This is a genomic window from Streptomyces sp. IBSBF 3136 (assembly GCF_036815105.1).
Taxonomy (GTDB): Bacteria; Actinomycetota; Actinomycetes; order Streptomycetales; family Streptomycetaceae; genus Streptomyces.
Genome location: NZ_JAJSZC010000064.1, coordinates 1 through 13,239, shown reverse-complemented (window position 1 = coordinate 13,239; position 13,239 = coordinate 1). Strand labels below are relative to the sequence as shown.

15 protein-coding genes are annotated in these 13,239 nt (G+C 72.4%); 11 read left to right on the top strand and 4 right to left on the bottom strand.

Annotated features, from left to right (window positions below):
• Positions 1-29 precede the first annotated feature (29 nt).
• Genes V7E45_RS16280 through V7E45_RS16255 form a run of 6 tightly spaced genes read left to right on the top strand, consistent with a single transcriptional unit; the run spans position 30 to position 4,086 of the window.
• Positions 30-476 carry a cupin domain-containing protein gene (locus V7E45_RS16280; RefSeq protein WP_333774902.1) on the top strand — a complete coding sequence of 149 codons (447 nt, stop codon included), beginning with the start codon at positions 30-32 and terminating at the stop codon, positions 474-476.
• The gene (locus tag V7E45_RS16275) at positions 473-1,741 is read left to right on the top strand and encodes a beta-ketoacyl-[acyl-carrier-protein] synthase family protein (protein WP_333774883.1); all 1,269 of its coding nucleotides are present in this window, start codon (positions 473-475) and stop codon (positions 1,739-1,741) included. The genes V7E45_RS16280 and V7E45_RS16275 overlap by 4 nt, the downstream gene beginning before the upstream one ends.
• Entirely contained in the window at positions 1,738-2,982 is a 1,245-nt protein-coding gene (locus tag V7E45_RS16270) for a beta-ketoacyl synthase N-terminal-like domain-containing protein (RefSeq protein ID WP_333774882.1), read from the top strand. The genes V7E45_RS16275 and V7E45_RS16270 overlap by 4 nt, the downstream gene beginning before the upstream one ends.
• A 22-nt stretch (positions 2,983-3,004) precedes the next feature.
• Positions 3,005-3,259 (top strand): acyl carrier protein, encoded by a 255-nt coding sequence (locus tag V7E45_RS16265; RefSeq protein ID WP_333774881.1) that lies wholly within the window; start codon positions 3,005-3,007, stop codon positions 3,257-3,259.
• A gap of 1 nt (position 3,260) precedes the next feature.
• The gene (locus tag V7E45_RS16260) at positions 3,261-3,740 is read left to right on the top strand and encodes an SRPBCC family protein (RefSeq protein WP_333774880.1); all 480 of its coding nucleotides are present in this window, start codon (positions 3,261-3,263) and stop codon (positions 3,738-3,740) included.
• 22 nt (positions 3,741-3,762) lie between these two features.
• Positions 3,763-4,086: a TcmI family type II polyketide cyclase gene (locus V7E45_RS16255; RefSeq protein ID WP_317444052.1), complete on the top strand. Its 324-nt coding sequence runs from the start codon at positions 3,763-3,765 to the stop codon at positions 4,084-4,086.
• 87 nt (positions 4,087-4,173) lie between these two features.
• On the opposite strand, the gene V7E45_RS16250 is transcribed toward V7E45_RS16255, so the two are convergent.
• Together V7E45_RS16250 and V7E45_RS16245 are read right to left on the bottom strand one after the other, a co-directional pair.
• Positions 4,174-5,202, bottom strand: a complete 1,029-nt coding sequence (locus tag V7E45_RS16250; protein WP_333774879.1) for a methyltransferase — start codon at positions 5,200-5,202, stop codon at positions 4,174-4,176.
• A gap of 59 nt (positions 5,203-5,261) precedes the next feature.
• A complete protein-coding gene (locus V7E45_RS16245; protein ID WP_333774878.1) occupies positions 5,262-6,356 on the bottom strand; it encodes a right-handed parallel beta-helix repeat-containing protein in 1,095 nt (364 codons plus the stop codon).
• Positions 6,357-6,499: 143 nt separating this feature from the next.
• Between V7E45_RS16245 and V7E45_RS16240 the strand changes: the two genes are divergently transcribed.
• The 3 genes from V7E45_RS16240 to V7E45_RS16230 are packed head-to-tail and all read left to right on the top strand — an operon-like array spanning position 6,500 to position 9,224.
• On the top strand, positions 6,500-7,291 hold the full coding sequence (locus V7E45_RS16240; RefSeq protein WP_443056063.1) for a rhomboid-like protein: 792 nt from the start codon (positions 6,500-6,502) through the stop codon (positions 7,289-7,291).
• The gene (locus V7E45_RS16235; RefSeq protein ID WP_333774876.1) at positions 7,288-8,694 is read left to right on the top strand and encodes an NAD(P)/FAD-dependent oxidoreductase; all 1,407 of its coding nucleotides are present in this window, start codon (positions 7,288-7,290) and stop codon (positions 8,692-8,694) included. Before V7E45_RS16240 ends, V7E45_RS16235 begins: the two co-directional genes overlap by 4 nt.
• Positions 8,695-8,741: 47 nt before the next feature.
• Positions 8,742-9,224 (top strand): GNAT family N-acetyltransferase, encoded by a 483-nt coding sequence (locus V7E45_RS16230; protein ID WP_333774875.1) that lies wholly within the window; start codon positions 8,742-8,744, stop codon positions 9,222-9,224.
• Positions 9,225-9,276: 52 nt separating this feature from the next.
• Here the strand turns inward: V7E45_RS16230 and V7E45_RS16225 are convergent, their stop codons facing one another.
• Positions 9,277-10,791, bottom strand: a complete 1,515-nt coding sequence (locus tag V7E45_RS16225) for an MFS transporter (protein ID WP_333774874.1) — start codon at positions 10,789-10,791, stop codon at positions 9,277-9,279.
• 253 nt (positions 10,792-11,044) lie between these two features.
• Between V7E45_RS16225 and V7E45_RS16220 the strand changes: the two genes are divergently transcribed.
• Positions 11,045-11,734, top strand: a complete 690-nt coding sequence (locus V7E45_RS16220) for a pentapeptide repeat-containing protein (RefSeq protein WP_333774873.1) — start codon at positions 11,045-11,047, stop codon at positions 11,732-11,734.
• An 18-nt stretch (positions 11,735-11,752) separates the two neighbouring features.
• Here V7E45_RS16220 and V7E45_RS16215 read toward each other — a convergent pair whose 3' ends face one another.
• Positions 11,753-12,253 carry a hypothetical protein gene (locus V7E45_RS16215; RefSeq protein WP_333774872.1) on the bottom strand — a complete coding sequence of 167 codons (501 nt, stop codon included), beginning with the start codon at positions 12,251-12,253 and terminating at the stop codon, positions 11,753-11,755.
• A gap of 69 nt (positions 12,254-12,322) precedes the next feature.
• On the opposite strand from V7E45_RS16215, the gene V7E45_RS16210 reads away from it, so the two are divergent.
• Positions 12,323-13,239: M1 family peptidase (locus V7E45_RS16210; protein WP_333774871.1), on the top strand; the 917-nt coding region annotated here is incomplete at its 3' end.

The following is a 13,239-nucleotide window of genomic DNA, read 5'->3' as shown; positions in this document are numbered from 1 at the left end:
CGTTGTCCATCAAACCCCGTCCCAAAATCGTGGACCTCAGTGAGGTCGAGCCCAACGTCCGCCGAGGTGGCGATCTGCGCGCCATGCTCACCCCGGCCACGGTCGGCTCCACCAGCGGCTTCATGGGCGTGGCCATCGTGCAGCCCGGTGACCGCATCGGTGAGCACTACCACCCGTACTCCGAGGAGTTCGTCTACGTCGTCTGCGGGGAGCTGGAGGTGGACCTGGACGGTGAGCCGCACCCGCTGCGGCCCGAGCAGGGCCTGATGATCCCCGCCCACATGCGGCACCGGTTCCGCAACGTCGGCAAGGCCGAGGCGCGGATCGTCTTCCACCTGGGTCCGCTGGCCCCGCGGCCGCAGCTGGGTCACGTCGACACCGAGGAGACGGAGGTCATCGGGGCCGCCGCGGTGATCACCGAGCCCGCCGAGGCGGGTGCCGCCCACGCGGCCGGCCGGGGCCGGGTTCGGTCATGACCCGGCGCGTGGCGGTCACTGGCATAGGCATCGTTGCTCCGGGCGGCATCGGCGTACCGGCATTCTGGGATCTGCTTGCCGACGGCCGGACCGCGACGCGGGGCATCACCTTCTTCGATCCCACGAGTCTCAGGTCGCGGATAGCCGCCGAGTGCGACTTCGATCCGGCGGCGCACGGCCTGGACGCGGAGCAGGTCGCCCGGGCGGACCGGTACATCCAGTTCGCCATGGTCGCCGGGGACGAGGCGGTCCGGGACTCCGGGCTCGACCTCGCCTCGGAGAACCCCTGGCGCATAGCGGTCTCGCTGGGCACGGCGGTCGGCGGCACGACCCGGCTGGAGCACGACTACGTCCTGGTCAGCCAGGGCGGCCAGCGCTGGGACGTCGATCACCGGGAGGCGGAGGCGCACCTGCACCGGGCGTTCTCGCCGAGCACGGTCGCCTCCGCCGTGGCGGAACGCTTCGGCGCGCAGGGTCCGGTGCAGACCGTCTCCACGGGCTGCACCTCGGGCCTCGACGCGGTCGGGTACGCCTTCCACACGGTCGAGGAGGGCCGGGCCGACATCTGCATAGCCGGGGCCTCCGACTCGCCGATCTCCCCGATCACCATGGCCTGCTTCGACGCGATCAAGGCCACCTCCCCCAACAACGACGACCCCGCACACGCCTCCCGGCCCTTCGACAACAACCGTGACGGGTTCGTCATGGGCGAGGGCGGCGCGGTGCTCGTCCTGGAGGAGCTGGAACACGCTCGGGCCCGCGGCGCGCACGTGTACTGCGAACTGGGCGGCTACGCCACCTTCGGCAACGCCTACCACATGACCGGCCTGACCAGCGAGGGCCTGGAGATGGCCCGGGCGATCGACCTGGCACTGGACCACGCCCGGCTCGACCCGACGGCCATCGACTACGTCAACGCGCACGGCTCCGGGACCCGGCAGAACGACCGCCACGAGACGGCGGCCGTGAAGCGGGCGCTCGGCGACCACGCCTACGGCACCCCCATGAGCTCCATCAAGTCGATGGTGGGGCACTCCCTCGGGGCGATCGGGGCGATCGAGGTGGTCGCCTGTGTGCTGGCCCTGGCCAAGCAGGTCGTACCGCCGACCGCGAACTACGAGACCCCCGACCCCGAGTGCGACCTGGACTACGTCCCGCGCGTCGCCCGCGAACGGAAGCTGAGCAGCGTCCTGTCCGTGGGCAGCGGGTTCGGCGGTTTCCAGTCCGCGGTGGTCCTGACCCGGACGAGGGAGAGGACACGATGAGCGAACCGCACGACCGGCGCGCGGCCGTCACCGGCATCGGGGTCGTCGCGCCCAACGGCACCAGCACCGACACCTTCTGGAAGGCCACCCAGGAAGGTCTCAGCGTCCTCGGCCGGGTCACCCGGGAGGGCTGTGAGCACCTTCCGCTGAAGGTGGCCGGCGAGGTCCGCGACTTCGATCCGGGTGTGACGATCGAGGAGCGCTTCCTCGTCCAGACCGACCGGTTCACCCACTTCGCGATGGCCGCGGCCGACTTCGCGCTCGACGACGCCCGGCTCGGGCAGGCCGACACCTCGGCGGAGCCGTACTCCATCGGGGTGGTCACCGCCGCGGGCTCCGGCGGCGGCGAGTTCGGCCAGCGCGAGCTGCAGCAGCTGTGGGGCAAGGGCAGCCGCTTCGTCGGCCCCTACCAGTCCATCGCCTGGTTCTACGCCGCGAGCACCGGCCAGATCTCCATCCGCCGCAAGTTCAAGGGCCCCTGCTCGGTCGTCGCCTCCGACGAGGCCGGCGGTCTCGACGCCCTCGCCCACGCCGCCCGGGCGGTGCGGCGCGGCACCGACGTGATCGTGGCCGGCTCCACCGAGGCGCCCCTGGCGCCGTACTCGGTGGTGTGCCAGCTCGGTTACCAGGAGCTGAGCGCCGAGACCGACCCGTCGCGCGCCTACCGCCCGTTCACGGACACCGCCTGCGGGTTCGTGCCGGCCGAGGGCGGCGCCATGCTCGTGGTGGAGGCGGAGCGGTCCGCCCGCGAGCGCGGTGTGCCGGTCCGGGCCTACGTCGCGGGACACGCGGCGACCTTCACCGGCGCCTCCCGCTGGGCGGACTCCCGGCACGGCCTGGCCCAGGCCGTGCGGCAGGCCCTGGACGAGGCCGGCTGCGCCCCCGAGGAGATCGACGTGGTCTTCGCCGATGCCCTCGGGGTGCCGGAGGCGGACCGGGCCGAGGCACTCGCCCTGGCCGACGCCCTCGGCGCGCACGGCGCCCGGGTGCCGGTCACGGCGCCCAAGGCCGGCACCGGCCGGGGCTACTGCGCGGCGCCCGTGCTGGACACCGCGGCCGCCGTGCTCGCCATGGAGCACGGGCTGATCCCGCCGACGCCGAACGTCGTCGACGTCTGCCACGACCTCGACCTCGTCACCGGCCGCGCCCGCGTCGCCGAACTGCGGACGGCGCTGGTGCTCAGCCGCGGACTCATGGGGTCGAACTCGGCGCTGGTGCTGCGGCACGGCGCCACGCAGTGAGCACAGCAAAGGAGGAAAGCGCATGTCCCAGATCACGGTGGAAGAACTCGCCGCGCTGATGAAGAAGGCCGCCGGGGTCACCGTCAGCCCGCAGCAGCTCCAGGAGAAGCCGGACACCGGCTTCGACGTCCTCGGTGTCGACTCGCTGGGCCTGCTCGGCATCGTCGGCGAGCTGGAGAACTCGCACGGCACCCCGATGCCGGTCGACGCGGAGCGCTGCAAGACGCCCCAGCAGTTCCTCAACCTCGTCAACAGCACCCTGATGGCAGGAGCCTGACATGGCAGGACACACCCAGAACGAGATCACGATCGCCGCTCCGCTGGACCTGGTCTGGGACATGACCAACGACCTGGAGAGGTGGCCGCAGCTGTTCAGCGAGTACGCCTCCGTCGAGATCCTCTCCCAGGAGGGGAAGAAGACGACGTTCCGGCTGACCATGCACCCGGACGAGAACGGCACCGTCTGGAGCTGGGTCTCCGAGCGCGAGCCCGACCGTTCCGCCCGCACCGTCCGGGCCCGCCGCGTGGAGACCGGCCCGTTCGCCCACATGGACATCCTGTGGCAGTACGAGGAGGTCCCGGCCGGCACCCGCATGGTCTGGACGCAGGACTTCGCGATGAAGCCGGACGCCCCGGTCGACGACGACTGGATGACCGACAACATCAACCGGAACTCCAAGGTCCAGATGGCCCTCATCCGGGACAAGGTCGAGAAGGCCGCCACCGGACACCGGCCCGCCCCGGCCCTGGCCGACTGAACCGGAGCGAGGAGCGAGTCCCATGCACCAGGCCCTGATCGTCGCCCGGATGGCCCCGGGCTCCGCCCCGGACATCGCCAAGGTGTTCGCGGAGTCCGACCGCGGGGAGCTGCCCCACCTCGTGGGTGTCGTGCGGCGCAGTCTCTTCCAGTTCGGCGATGTGTACATGCACCTCATCGAGTCCGAGCGCGAGCCGGGACCGGCCATCGCCAAGGTGACGGAGCACCCCCAGTTCCGGGACGTGAGCGAGCGCCTGACGGCGTATGTCAGCGCCTACGACCCGGAGACCTGGCGGTCCCCGAAGGACGCGATGGCACAGCGTTTCTACGTCTGGGAGCGCGACTGAGCCGTACGGCGACCCCCGGACGGCCACCGGCCGCCGGGCCCGCGACACTGCGGGCCCGGCGGCCGGTGGCCTGTGCGCGGATGTCCGTCAGCCGGGCACGTGGCACTCGAACGCGTGCAGGTACGGGTTGACCGGCCGGATCCGGTCCACCAGCAGGCCGGCCGCGCCCAGCCTGCCCACCATGGAGTCGGTGGTGTGCTTGGCCCCGCCGACGTTGAGGAGCAGCAGCAGGTCCATGGCGGTGCTGAAGCGCATCGAGGGGGTGTCGTCCACCAGGTTCTCGATGACGACGACCCGGGTCCCCGGGCCGCCCGCCTCCACGACGTTGCGCAGCGTGCGGGCCGTGCTCTCGTCGTCCCACTCCAGGATGTTCTTGATGACGTAGACGTCGGCCTCGACCGGGATCGCCTCCCGGACGTCACCGGGCACGATCCGCGCGCGGTCGGCGAGGTCGCCGCCCTCCCGCAGCCGCGGCAGGGCGTTCTCGACCACCCGGGGCAGGTCGAGCAGACTGCCCTGCATCCCCGGGTACTTGTCGAGCAGGCAGGCCACCACGTGGCCCTGGCCGCCGCCGACGTCGGCGACCGACTTGGCCCCGGACAGGTCGAGCAGGGCCGCCACCTCCCGCGCCGACTGCTCGCTGGAGCGGGTCATCGCGCGGTTGAAGACGTCCGCGGACTCGGGGGCGTCCTCGTTGAGGTAGGTGAAGAACTCCTTGCCGTAGAGGTCCTCCACGACGTTCTTGCCGGTGCGCACGGCCTCGTCAAGCCGGGGCCAGGCGTCCCAGGTCCACGGTTCGGTGCACCACAGGGCGATGGCGCGCAGGCTGTTGGGGTCGTCCTCGCGCAGCTGCCGGGACATGTCGGTGTGCGCGAACGTGCCGTCCGGGCACTCGGCGAAGACGCCGTAGCAGGACAGGGCCCGCAGCAGCCGGCGCAGCGGCTTCGGTTCGGTCTTCACCGCGGCCGCGAGGTCCTCGACGGCCATCGGGGTGTCGTCGAGCGCGTCGGCGACGCCCAGCCGGGCGGCCGCGCGGACGGCGGCGGAGACGGCCGCGCCGAACACGAGTTCGCGCAGTCGCATGGGAGGCGGTGGGGCTGTTTCAGCGGACGTCATCTGCCGCCCTCTCTCTTTCTTCGGCCTTCGTCGGTCCAGCAGGGGCAGGGGTCGGGCGGTCAGCACAGACCCGCGGGCCGCGAGGCCCGGCAGGTGTTGCTCCGGAAGGTGTTGCCCTTGCCCTTGGTCTCCGTGTTCACGAGGTCGGCCGGGGAGTTGCCGTCCAGCCGGTTGGCCTCGATGAGGTTCTTGTCGCTGGTCACCCCGACGAAGCTCTTGAACAGCACGATCCCGCCGGACAGCGGGGACTTGCCCGCGTTGCCGGTGACCAGGTTGCCGGCCACGCGGTTGCTCTCGGTGCCGGTCAGGACGATGCCCGAGCCCTGGAGCGCGGGCAGCCGCTCGGTCTTCGCACAGGACTTGTTGTTCCCCGTGATCCGGTTGGCGACCACGTCCACGTGGCCGGCCTTCGGCTTGTTCTCGTCGCCGACGAGGAACACCCCGGCGCAGTTGCCGGTGACGTAGTTCCGCGCGACGGTGAGGTTGCGCAGCCGGCGGACGGTCACGCCGATCCGGTTGCCCTCGAGGCGGTTGTGCTCGACCCGCGTTCCCGCGGCGTCGTAGGCGCCCGCCTCCTCCTTGATGGTGTTGGCGAGGAACAGGCCCGCGTCGCCGTTGTCACGCGCGTAGTTGCTCCTGAAGAGGCCGCGCACGGAACGCTCCTGGGCGATGCCCCACACGCCGTTCTTGTAGGCGTACACCCTGCGGACGGTCATGCCGTCCGTCGCCATGCCGAACACGCCGGTCCGGCTGAAGCCGGTCACGGTCAGGTCGGAGACGGTGACGCCCTCGACGTCCTTGGTCTTGGTACCCACCACACAGATGCCGTTGCCGCCCTCCGAACAGCTCTCGGTGGCCTTGGTGGCCGCCGTGGAGGGCTTGGGCGCGGGCTTGGTGCCGACCGGCTTGATCACCGTTCGGGGGCCCACGCCGCGCAGCGTCAGCCAGGGTGTGCCGATCTTGACGCTCTCGTGGTAGGTGCCGGCGAGCACGAGCACGGTGTCCCCGGCCCGTGCGGAGTCCACCGCCTTCTGGATCGACTGGCCCGGGTGGACGACCAGCGTCCGGTGGGCGGACGAGGCGGGAGCCGCGCCCACTCCGGCGCCGACGAGGGCGGCGGTGCAGGCGAGATATGCGAGGTGACATCTCTTCATATCGCGTACGATATGACCGAATAATCCCCTGGTTGCCGGATAGGCCGATCGGCGGCGTGTCAGCCGCCGCGGGGTCCCCAGGGGGCGCCGACCGGTCACGTCCGCGCCGGCCCCCGGCGGTCCGGTCCGGCCCTGCCCGTCCGATGTCCCCCGGACGGCGCAGCCCGGCCGGGGCCCGGCGGGGCACCCCGCCGGGCGGGCCCCGTGCCGGTCGGCCGCCGTGCGCGGGCGGCCGACCGCCGACCATACTGACGGGTGTGAACCGGGACACTCGTGCGCGGCGTGGGCCCCGGGCGGTCGCGGCCTGGGTCCGCAGCGCCCCGGGCACGTACATCTGGCTGCTGATCCTGTTCCTCACCACCGTCGCCCTGCACCACATGTCACCCGACTTCGAGCAGGACTTCCTGCGGCAGCGCTCCACCAACATCCACGAGCTGTCGCAGAACCCGGTGCGGGTGCTGATCACCAGCGCGATGTGGATCGACGGCGGGCACTGGCTGCCGTACGCCGTGCTGTACACCGTCTTCCACGCCCCCGCCGAACGCTGGCTCGGCACCCTGCGCTGGCTCGCGGTGTGCGTGGCCGCGCACGTGCTCGCCACGCTGATCAGCGAACTGGCGCTGCTGAAGGCGATCCACGACGGCATCGCCCCGCACTCGGCCGTCAACTCCCTCGACATCGGCGTCAGTTACGCGCTGGCCGGCGTCATAGCGGTCCTCACGTACCACCTCACGGCGCCCTGGCGGTACCTGTACCTGGCGGTCCTGCTCGCGCTCTACACGGTCCCGCTCGTCACCGGCCGCACCTTCACCGACTTCGGCCACTTCCTGGCCGTTCTCATCGGACTCGGCTGCTGGCCGCTGGTCAGAGGGCGCGGAAAAGCATGGAATCCGAAGGAGACACTGACCGCCCTGTGGGTTAACGTCCGCGCATGAGCAGCTCGGCAAGCAGTGCCGTCAACGGCGGCGTCTCCTTCTGGTACGCGGACGACGGTCTCCCGGCGGCGCGGGAGCCGCTGGCCGGGGACGCGTCCGCCGACGTCGTCATCGTCGGCGGCGGCTACACCGGACTGTGGACCGCGTACTACCTGAAGAAGGCCGCCCCCTTCCTGCGGATCACCGTCCTGGAGCAGAAGTTCTGCGGCTACGGCGCCTCCGGCCGCAACGGCGGCTGGCTGTACAACGGCGTCGCGGGCCGCGACCGGTACGCGAAGCTGCACGGGCACGAGGCCGCCGTACGGCTGCAGAAGGCGATGAACGACACCGTCGCCGAGGTCGTCGCGGTCGCCGGGGCGGAGGGCATCGACGCCGACGTGCACCGCGGCGGGGTGCTGGAGGTGGCGACCACCCCCGCCCAGCTGGCCCGGCTGAAGGCGTTCCACGAGCACGAGCTGTCGTACGGCGAGAAGGACCGCGAGCTCTACGGCGCCCGGCAGACCGCCGAGCGGATCAGGGCCGCCGGTGCGGTGGGCTCGACCTGGACCCCGCACGGTGCCCGGCTGCACCCGGTGAAGCTGGTCAAGGGCCTCGCGGCGGCGGTGGAGGCGCTCGGGGTGAGCGTCCACGAGTCGACGCCGGTCACCGAGATCCGCCCCAAGCACGCCGTGACCCCCTACGGCACCGTCCGCGCCCCCTACATCCTGCGCTGCACGGAGGGCTTCACCGCCTCCCTCAAGGGCCAGCGGCGCACCTGGCTGCCGATGAACTCCTCGATGATCGCCACCGAGCCGCTCACCGAGGAGCAGTGGGCGGCGATCGGCTGGGACGGCCGGGAGACGCTCGGCGACATGGCACACGCCTACATGTACGCGCAGCGCACCGCCGACGGGCGGATCGCGCTGGGCGGGCGCGGGGTGCCGTACCGCTTCGGCTCGCGCACCGACAACGACGGGCGCACCCAGCCGGAGACCGTCGAGGCCCTGCGGGAGATCCTGACCCGTTTCTTCCCCGCCCTCGCGGGTGTGCGCGTCGCGCACGCCTGGTCCGGCGTCCTCGGCGTCCCGCGCGACTGGTGCGCCACGGTCACCCTCGACCGCGCCACCGGACTCGGCTGGGCGGGCGGCTACGTCGGCTCCGGCGTCGCGACCACCAACCTCGCCGCCCGCACCCTGCGAGACCTCGTCCAGCAGGACTCCGGGCAGGGCGGCCGCACCGAGCTGACGGACCTGCCCTGGGTGAACCACAAGGTCCGCCGGTGGGAGCCGGAACCGCTGCGCTGGCTGGGTGTCCAGGGCATGTACGCCACCTACCGCGCAGCCGACCGGCGCGAACTGCTCCACCCGAGCGTCCGGTCCTCGCGGCTGGCGCGGGCCGCGGACCGGGTGGCGGGCCGGCACTGACGCCGACCGGGTGACGGGGGAGGGCGGCCGCTGGTTACCCTCACCGCATGATTCGCTCCGCGACCCCCGCCGACGTCCCCGTCATCCACGCCCTGATCCGCGAGCTGGCCGAGTACGAGAAGGCGCCGCAGGAGGCACGGGCGAGCGAGGAGCAACTGCGCGAGGCGCTGTTCGGGGAGCGGCCGGCGGCGTTCGCGCACATGGCCGAGGACGAGACCACCGGGGAGCCCGTCGGGTTCGCGCTGTGGTTCCTGAACTTCTCCACCTGGCGCGGTGTGCACGGCATCTACCTGGAGGACCTGTACGTCCGCCCCTCCGCGCGCGGTGGCGGCCACGGCCGGGCCCTGCTGACCGAACTGGCCCGCATCTGCGTCAGCCGCGGCTACGAGCGCCTGGAGTGGTCGGTCCTCGACTGGAACCGCCCCGCCATCGGCTTCTACGAGTCCCTCGGCGCCCGCCCCCAGGACGAGTGGACGGTGTACCGGCTCACGGACGACGCCCTGACGAAGCTCGGCCGCACGGCCGGCTGACGGCTCCCGGCCGCCGGGGCCGGGGCCGGGCGTCGCGGGGGAGCCGCGGGCGTCAGCCGACCGGCTCCGGTATCGGGGTCTCGGTGGCGGCGCCGTGGCCGGGGGCCCTGGCGGTGACCATCACGCCCGCCACCAGGCCGGCCAGCAGCATCACGCCCGCCGCCCACCAGATGGCGACCGTGTAGCCGTGCACCACGCCCGCCGGGATCACGGTCGCCTTCCCGGCCGGGCCGTGCAGATGGGCGGTGATGTAGGCGGCGCTGCTGGTGGTGGCGACGGTGTTGAGCAGGGCCGTGCCGATCGAGCCGCCCACCTGCTGGGCGGTGTTGACGGTCGCCGACGTGATGCCCGCGTCGCGCGGCGCGACGCCCGCGGTGGCGGTGGCGAACACCGGCATGAAGGTCAGGCCCATGCCGAGGCCCATCAGCAGCAGGGCGGGCAGGATCTCGCCGCTGTAGGAGGACCCGACCGTCATCCGGGTCAGCAGCAGCAGCCCGGACGCGGCCAGCAGCATGCCGGGCACCATGAGCATGCGCGGGGCCGCCCGGTGCAGCAGCCGGGCCGATATCTGGGTGGAGCCGATGATGATCGCGGCGGTCAGCGGCAGGAACGCCAGACCGGCCCGCACCGGCGAGTAGCCGAGGATGACCTGGAGGTAGTAGGTCATGAACAGGAACAGCCCGAACATGCCGATCACGGCGAGCATCATCGTCAGGAAGCAGCCCGCGCGGTCGCGGTCCCGGACGATGTGCAGCGGCAGCAGCGGGCTCGGGGCGCGGTTCTGCCACCACACGAAGCCGACGAGCAGGGCGACACCGGCCGCGAACAGGGTGATGACCAGCGGGTCGGTCCAGCCGCGCGGCTCGGCCTCGCTGAAGCCGTAGACGATCGCGACCAGTCCGCCGCAGCCGAGCACCGCCCCGGGCACGTCGAGGCGGACGTCGCCGTGGCCGGGGCGGTCGTGGAGCAGGGTGAGGGCGCCGAGCACCGCGACGACGGCGATGGGCACGTTGACGTACAGGCACCAGCGCCAGTTCAGGTACTCGGTGAGCAGGCCGCCGACGATGAAGCCGATCGCCGAGCCGCTGCCGGCCAGCGCGCCGTAGATGCCGAAGGCCTTCCCGCGCTCGCGGGGGTCGGTGAACGTCGTGGTCAGCAGGCTCAGCGCGGAGGGCGCGAGGACGGCCGCGAAGGCGCCCTGGAGGGCCCGGGCACCGAACAGCATGGCGGAACCGGTGGCCGCGCCGCCCAACGCGGAGGCGGCCGCGAAACCGATCAGACCGATGACGAAGGTCCGTTTGCGGCCGGCCAGGTCGGCGATCCGGCCGCCGAGCAGCAGCAGCCCGCCGAAGGCGAGGGTGTAGGCGGTGATGACCCACTGCCGGTTGCCGTCGGACATGTTCAGGGCGCGCTGCGCCGAGGGGAGCGCGATGTTCACGATCGTCGCGTCCAGGACCACCATCAGCTGTGCGAGGGCGATGACGACCAGCGCCCACCAGCGATGGGGATCGGCTTCCACGGTCCTGGCCACCGTCGGCGCGGGTTCACCCTTTCGGCCGATGCTCATCTGGCCAGAAGACCATGAATCGGGGCGTATCGCATCCGGGTGTGCGGAGTTGCGGCGTTCGTCGTCCATGACGGGAGCACCACCTTCAGGCGTGTTCGATGTCGAGGGCGGGACGCCCGGTGATCAGGGACACCGCGGTGACCGCGCTGTCCCTGTGACGACAAGGGCCCGGCGGAATGTGACATCGGCCCGGGGTACGTCCGGTCTCCGCGGGCCGGGCCGATTGTCAGTGGCGCGGTGCAGCATGGGGCCCATGGCGAGGAGAACGACGGGCACGGGCCCGGGCCGGACGGGACCCCCGAGCGCGCGGCGGCCGGAGGTGCGGCTGCCGCCGCTCGATCCCTGGGCGGGCGGCGCGCTGGAGCCGGACGGCGACTACGACGGGCTGGAGTTCCGGGAGGCCGACCTCCGCGGGCAGGACGGCGCGGGCGCCCGCTTCATGGACTGCGCGCTCACCGGCTGCGCGGTGGACGAAGCGGCCCTGCCCCGGGCCCGGGTGCTGGACTCGGTCCTCACCGGCCTGCGCGGGGTCGGCACGAACCTGGCCGAGTCCACCTGGCGCGACGTCGAGCTGCGCGACCCCCGCCTGGGCGGCACCCAGCTGCACGGAGCCGTCATGGAGCGGGTCGTGGTCCGGGGCGGCAAGATCGACTTCCTGAACCTGCGCGAGGCCCGGCTCAAGGACGTGGTCTTCGAGTCCTGCGTCCTGGTCGAGCCCGACTTCGCCGGTGCCCGCCTGGAGCGGGTGGAGTTCGTGGACTGCGCGCTCAGGGAGGCCGACTTCGCCCGCGCGACGCTGAAGGACGTCGACCTGCGTGGGGCCGCTCCGCTGGAGATCACCCGGGGCCTCGACCGGTTGTCCGGGGCGGTGATCAGCACGGGGCAGCTGCTGGACCTGGCCCCCGTCCTGGCGGCGGAGCTGGGCATCCGCGTGGAGGGCTGAGCGCGCGGAAGGGACAGGTCAGGAGAGCCGGGGAAAGCGCGCCTGGAGGGTCCAGATCGCCGGGTTCTCCGCCAGGTCCTCGTGCAGATCGGCCAGGTCGGCGATCAGGTCGTGGAGGAAGTCCCGCGCCTCGCGGCGAAGTTCTGCGTGGGAGAAGGTGAGCGGGGCCTCCTCGGCCGGCATCCAGTCGGCCTCGATGTCCACCCAGCCGAAGCGGCGCTCGAAGAGCATCCGGTCGGTGGACTCGGTGAAGTCGAGCTCCGCCTGCTGCGGGCGGGAGGCGCGGGAGCCCAGCGGGTCCCGGTCCAGCCGCTCGGCGATGTCGCACAGCGCCCACGCGAAGTCCAGCACCGGCACCCATCCCCAGGCTGTGGACAGCTCCCGGTCCGCCTTGGTGTCCGCGAGGTAGACGTCCCCGCAGAACAGGTCGTGCCGCAGCGCGTGGACGTCCGCGCGGCGGTAGTCGGTCTGCGGCGGGTCCGGGAAGCGGTTGGAGAGGGCATAGCCGATGTCGAGCACGACAGAGATGGTGTCACGCCCGCGCCCCGCGCCAGGCCCCGGCGGGTTCCCCGACCTAGGATCACTGACATGTCCAGATCCGCGCGCCTCGTCCCGGCCGCCGCCGCGCTCTGCGCCCTCGCCCTCACCGGCACCGGGTGCGGCAGCGGCGTGCACGGCACCCCGGGCGGCCACGGCGTGCGCGACCCCTACTTCCCGAGGGCCGGCAACGGCGGCTACGACGTCACCCACTACGCCCTCACCCTCGACTACACCCCCGCCACCCGGCACCTCACCGGCACGGCGGTGATCACGGCCCGCGCCACCCAGGACCTGACCGCCTTCGACCTGGACCTCGACGGGCTGGACGTCGGCTCGGTCACCGTCGACGGCAAGGACGCCCGCTGGAACCGCGCCGGCCAGGAACTCACCGTCCGCCCCCACGACGACCTCCGCCGGGGCCGGGTCTTCCGCACCACCGTCCGCTACTCGGGCACCCCGCGCACCCTCACCGACCCCGACGGCTCCCAGGAGGGCTGGCTGCCCACCGCCGACGGCGCGCTCGGCCTGGGTGAGCCGGTCGGCTCCATGGCCTGGTTCCCCGGCGACCACCACCCCTCGGACAAGGCGGCCTACGACATCACGGTCACCGTCCCGCGGGGCCTCCAGGCCGTCTCCAACGGGGAGCTGACCAGCCGGCGCAGCCGAGCCGGGCGGACCACCTACGCTTGGCACACGGCCCAGCCCATGGCGAGCTACCTCGCCACGGTCGCCGTCGGCCGCTTCGACATCACCCGCACCACGGGCCCGCACGGCCTGCCGGTCCTCACCGCCGTCGACCCCACCCAGGCCCGGGCGAGCGCCGGGGTGCTCGCGAAGCTCCCCGGGATCATCGCGTGGGAGGAGCAGAACTTCGGGCCGTACCCGTTCTCCTCCACCGGGGCGATAGTCGACCGCCCGGACGACGCCGGCTACGCCCTGGAGACCCAGACCCGCCCCGTCTTCCC

Excerpts from the sequence above, each read along its gene's own strand:
- V7E45_RS16275 (WP_333774883.1), top strand. The coding sequence starts at position 473 with ATGACCCGGCGCGTGGCGGTCACTGGCATAGGCATCGTTGCTCCGGGC.
- V7E45_RS16270 (WP_333774882.1), top strand. The coding sequence starts at position 1,738 with ATGAGCGAACCGCACGACCGGCGCGCGGCCGTCACCGGCATCGGGGTC.
- V7E45_RS16265 (WP_333774881.1), top strand. The coding sequence starts at position 3,005 with ATGTCCCAGATCACGGTGGAAGAACTCGCCGCGCTGATGAAGAAGGCC.
- V7E45_RS16260 (WP_333774880.1), top strand. The coding sequence starts at position 3,261 with ATGGCAGGACACACCCAGAACGAGATCACGATCGCCGCTCCGCTGGAC.
- V7E45_RS16255 (WP_317444052.1), top strand. The coding sequence starts at position 3,763 with ATGCACCAGGCCCTGATCGTCGCCCGGATGGCCCCGGGCTCCGCCCCG.
- V7E45_RS16250 (WP_333774879.1), bottom strand. The coding sequence starts at position 5,202 with ATGACGTCCGCTGAAACAGCCCCACCGCCTCCCATGCGACTGCGCGAA.
- V7E45_RS16245 (WP_333774878.1), bottom strand. The coding sequence starts at position 6,356 with ATGAAGAGATGTCACCTCGCATATCTCGCCTGCACCGCCGCCCTCGTC.
- V7E45_RS16240 (WP_443056063.1), top strand. The coding sequence starts at position 6,500 with ATGTCCCCCGGACGGCGCAGCCCGGCCGGGGCCCGGCGGGGCACCCCG.
- V7E45_RS16235 (WP_333774876.1), top strand. The coding sequence starts at position 7,288 with ATGAGCAGCTCGGCAAGCAGTGCCGTCAACGGCGGCGTCTCCTTCTGG.
- V7E45_RS16230 (WP_333774875.1), top strand. The coding sequence starts at position 8,742 with ATGATTCGCTCCGCGACCCCCGCCGACGTCCCCGTCATCCACGCCCTG.
- V7E45_RS16225 (WP_333774874.1), bottom strand. The coding sequence starts at position 10,791 with ATGAGCATCGGCCGAAAGGGTGAACCCGCGCCGACGGTGGCCAGGACC.
- V7E45_RS16220 (WP_333774873.1), top strand. The coding sequence starts at position 11,045 with ATGGCGAGGAGAACGACGGGCACGGGCCCGGGCCGGACGGGACCCCCG.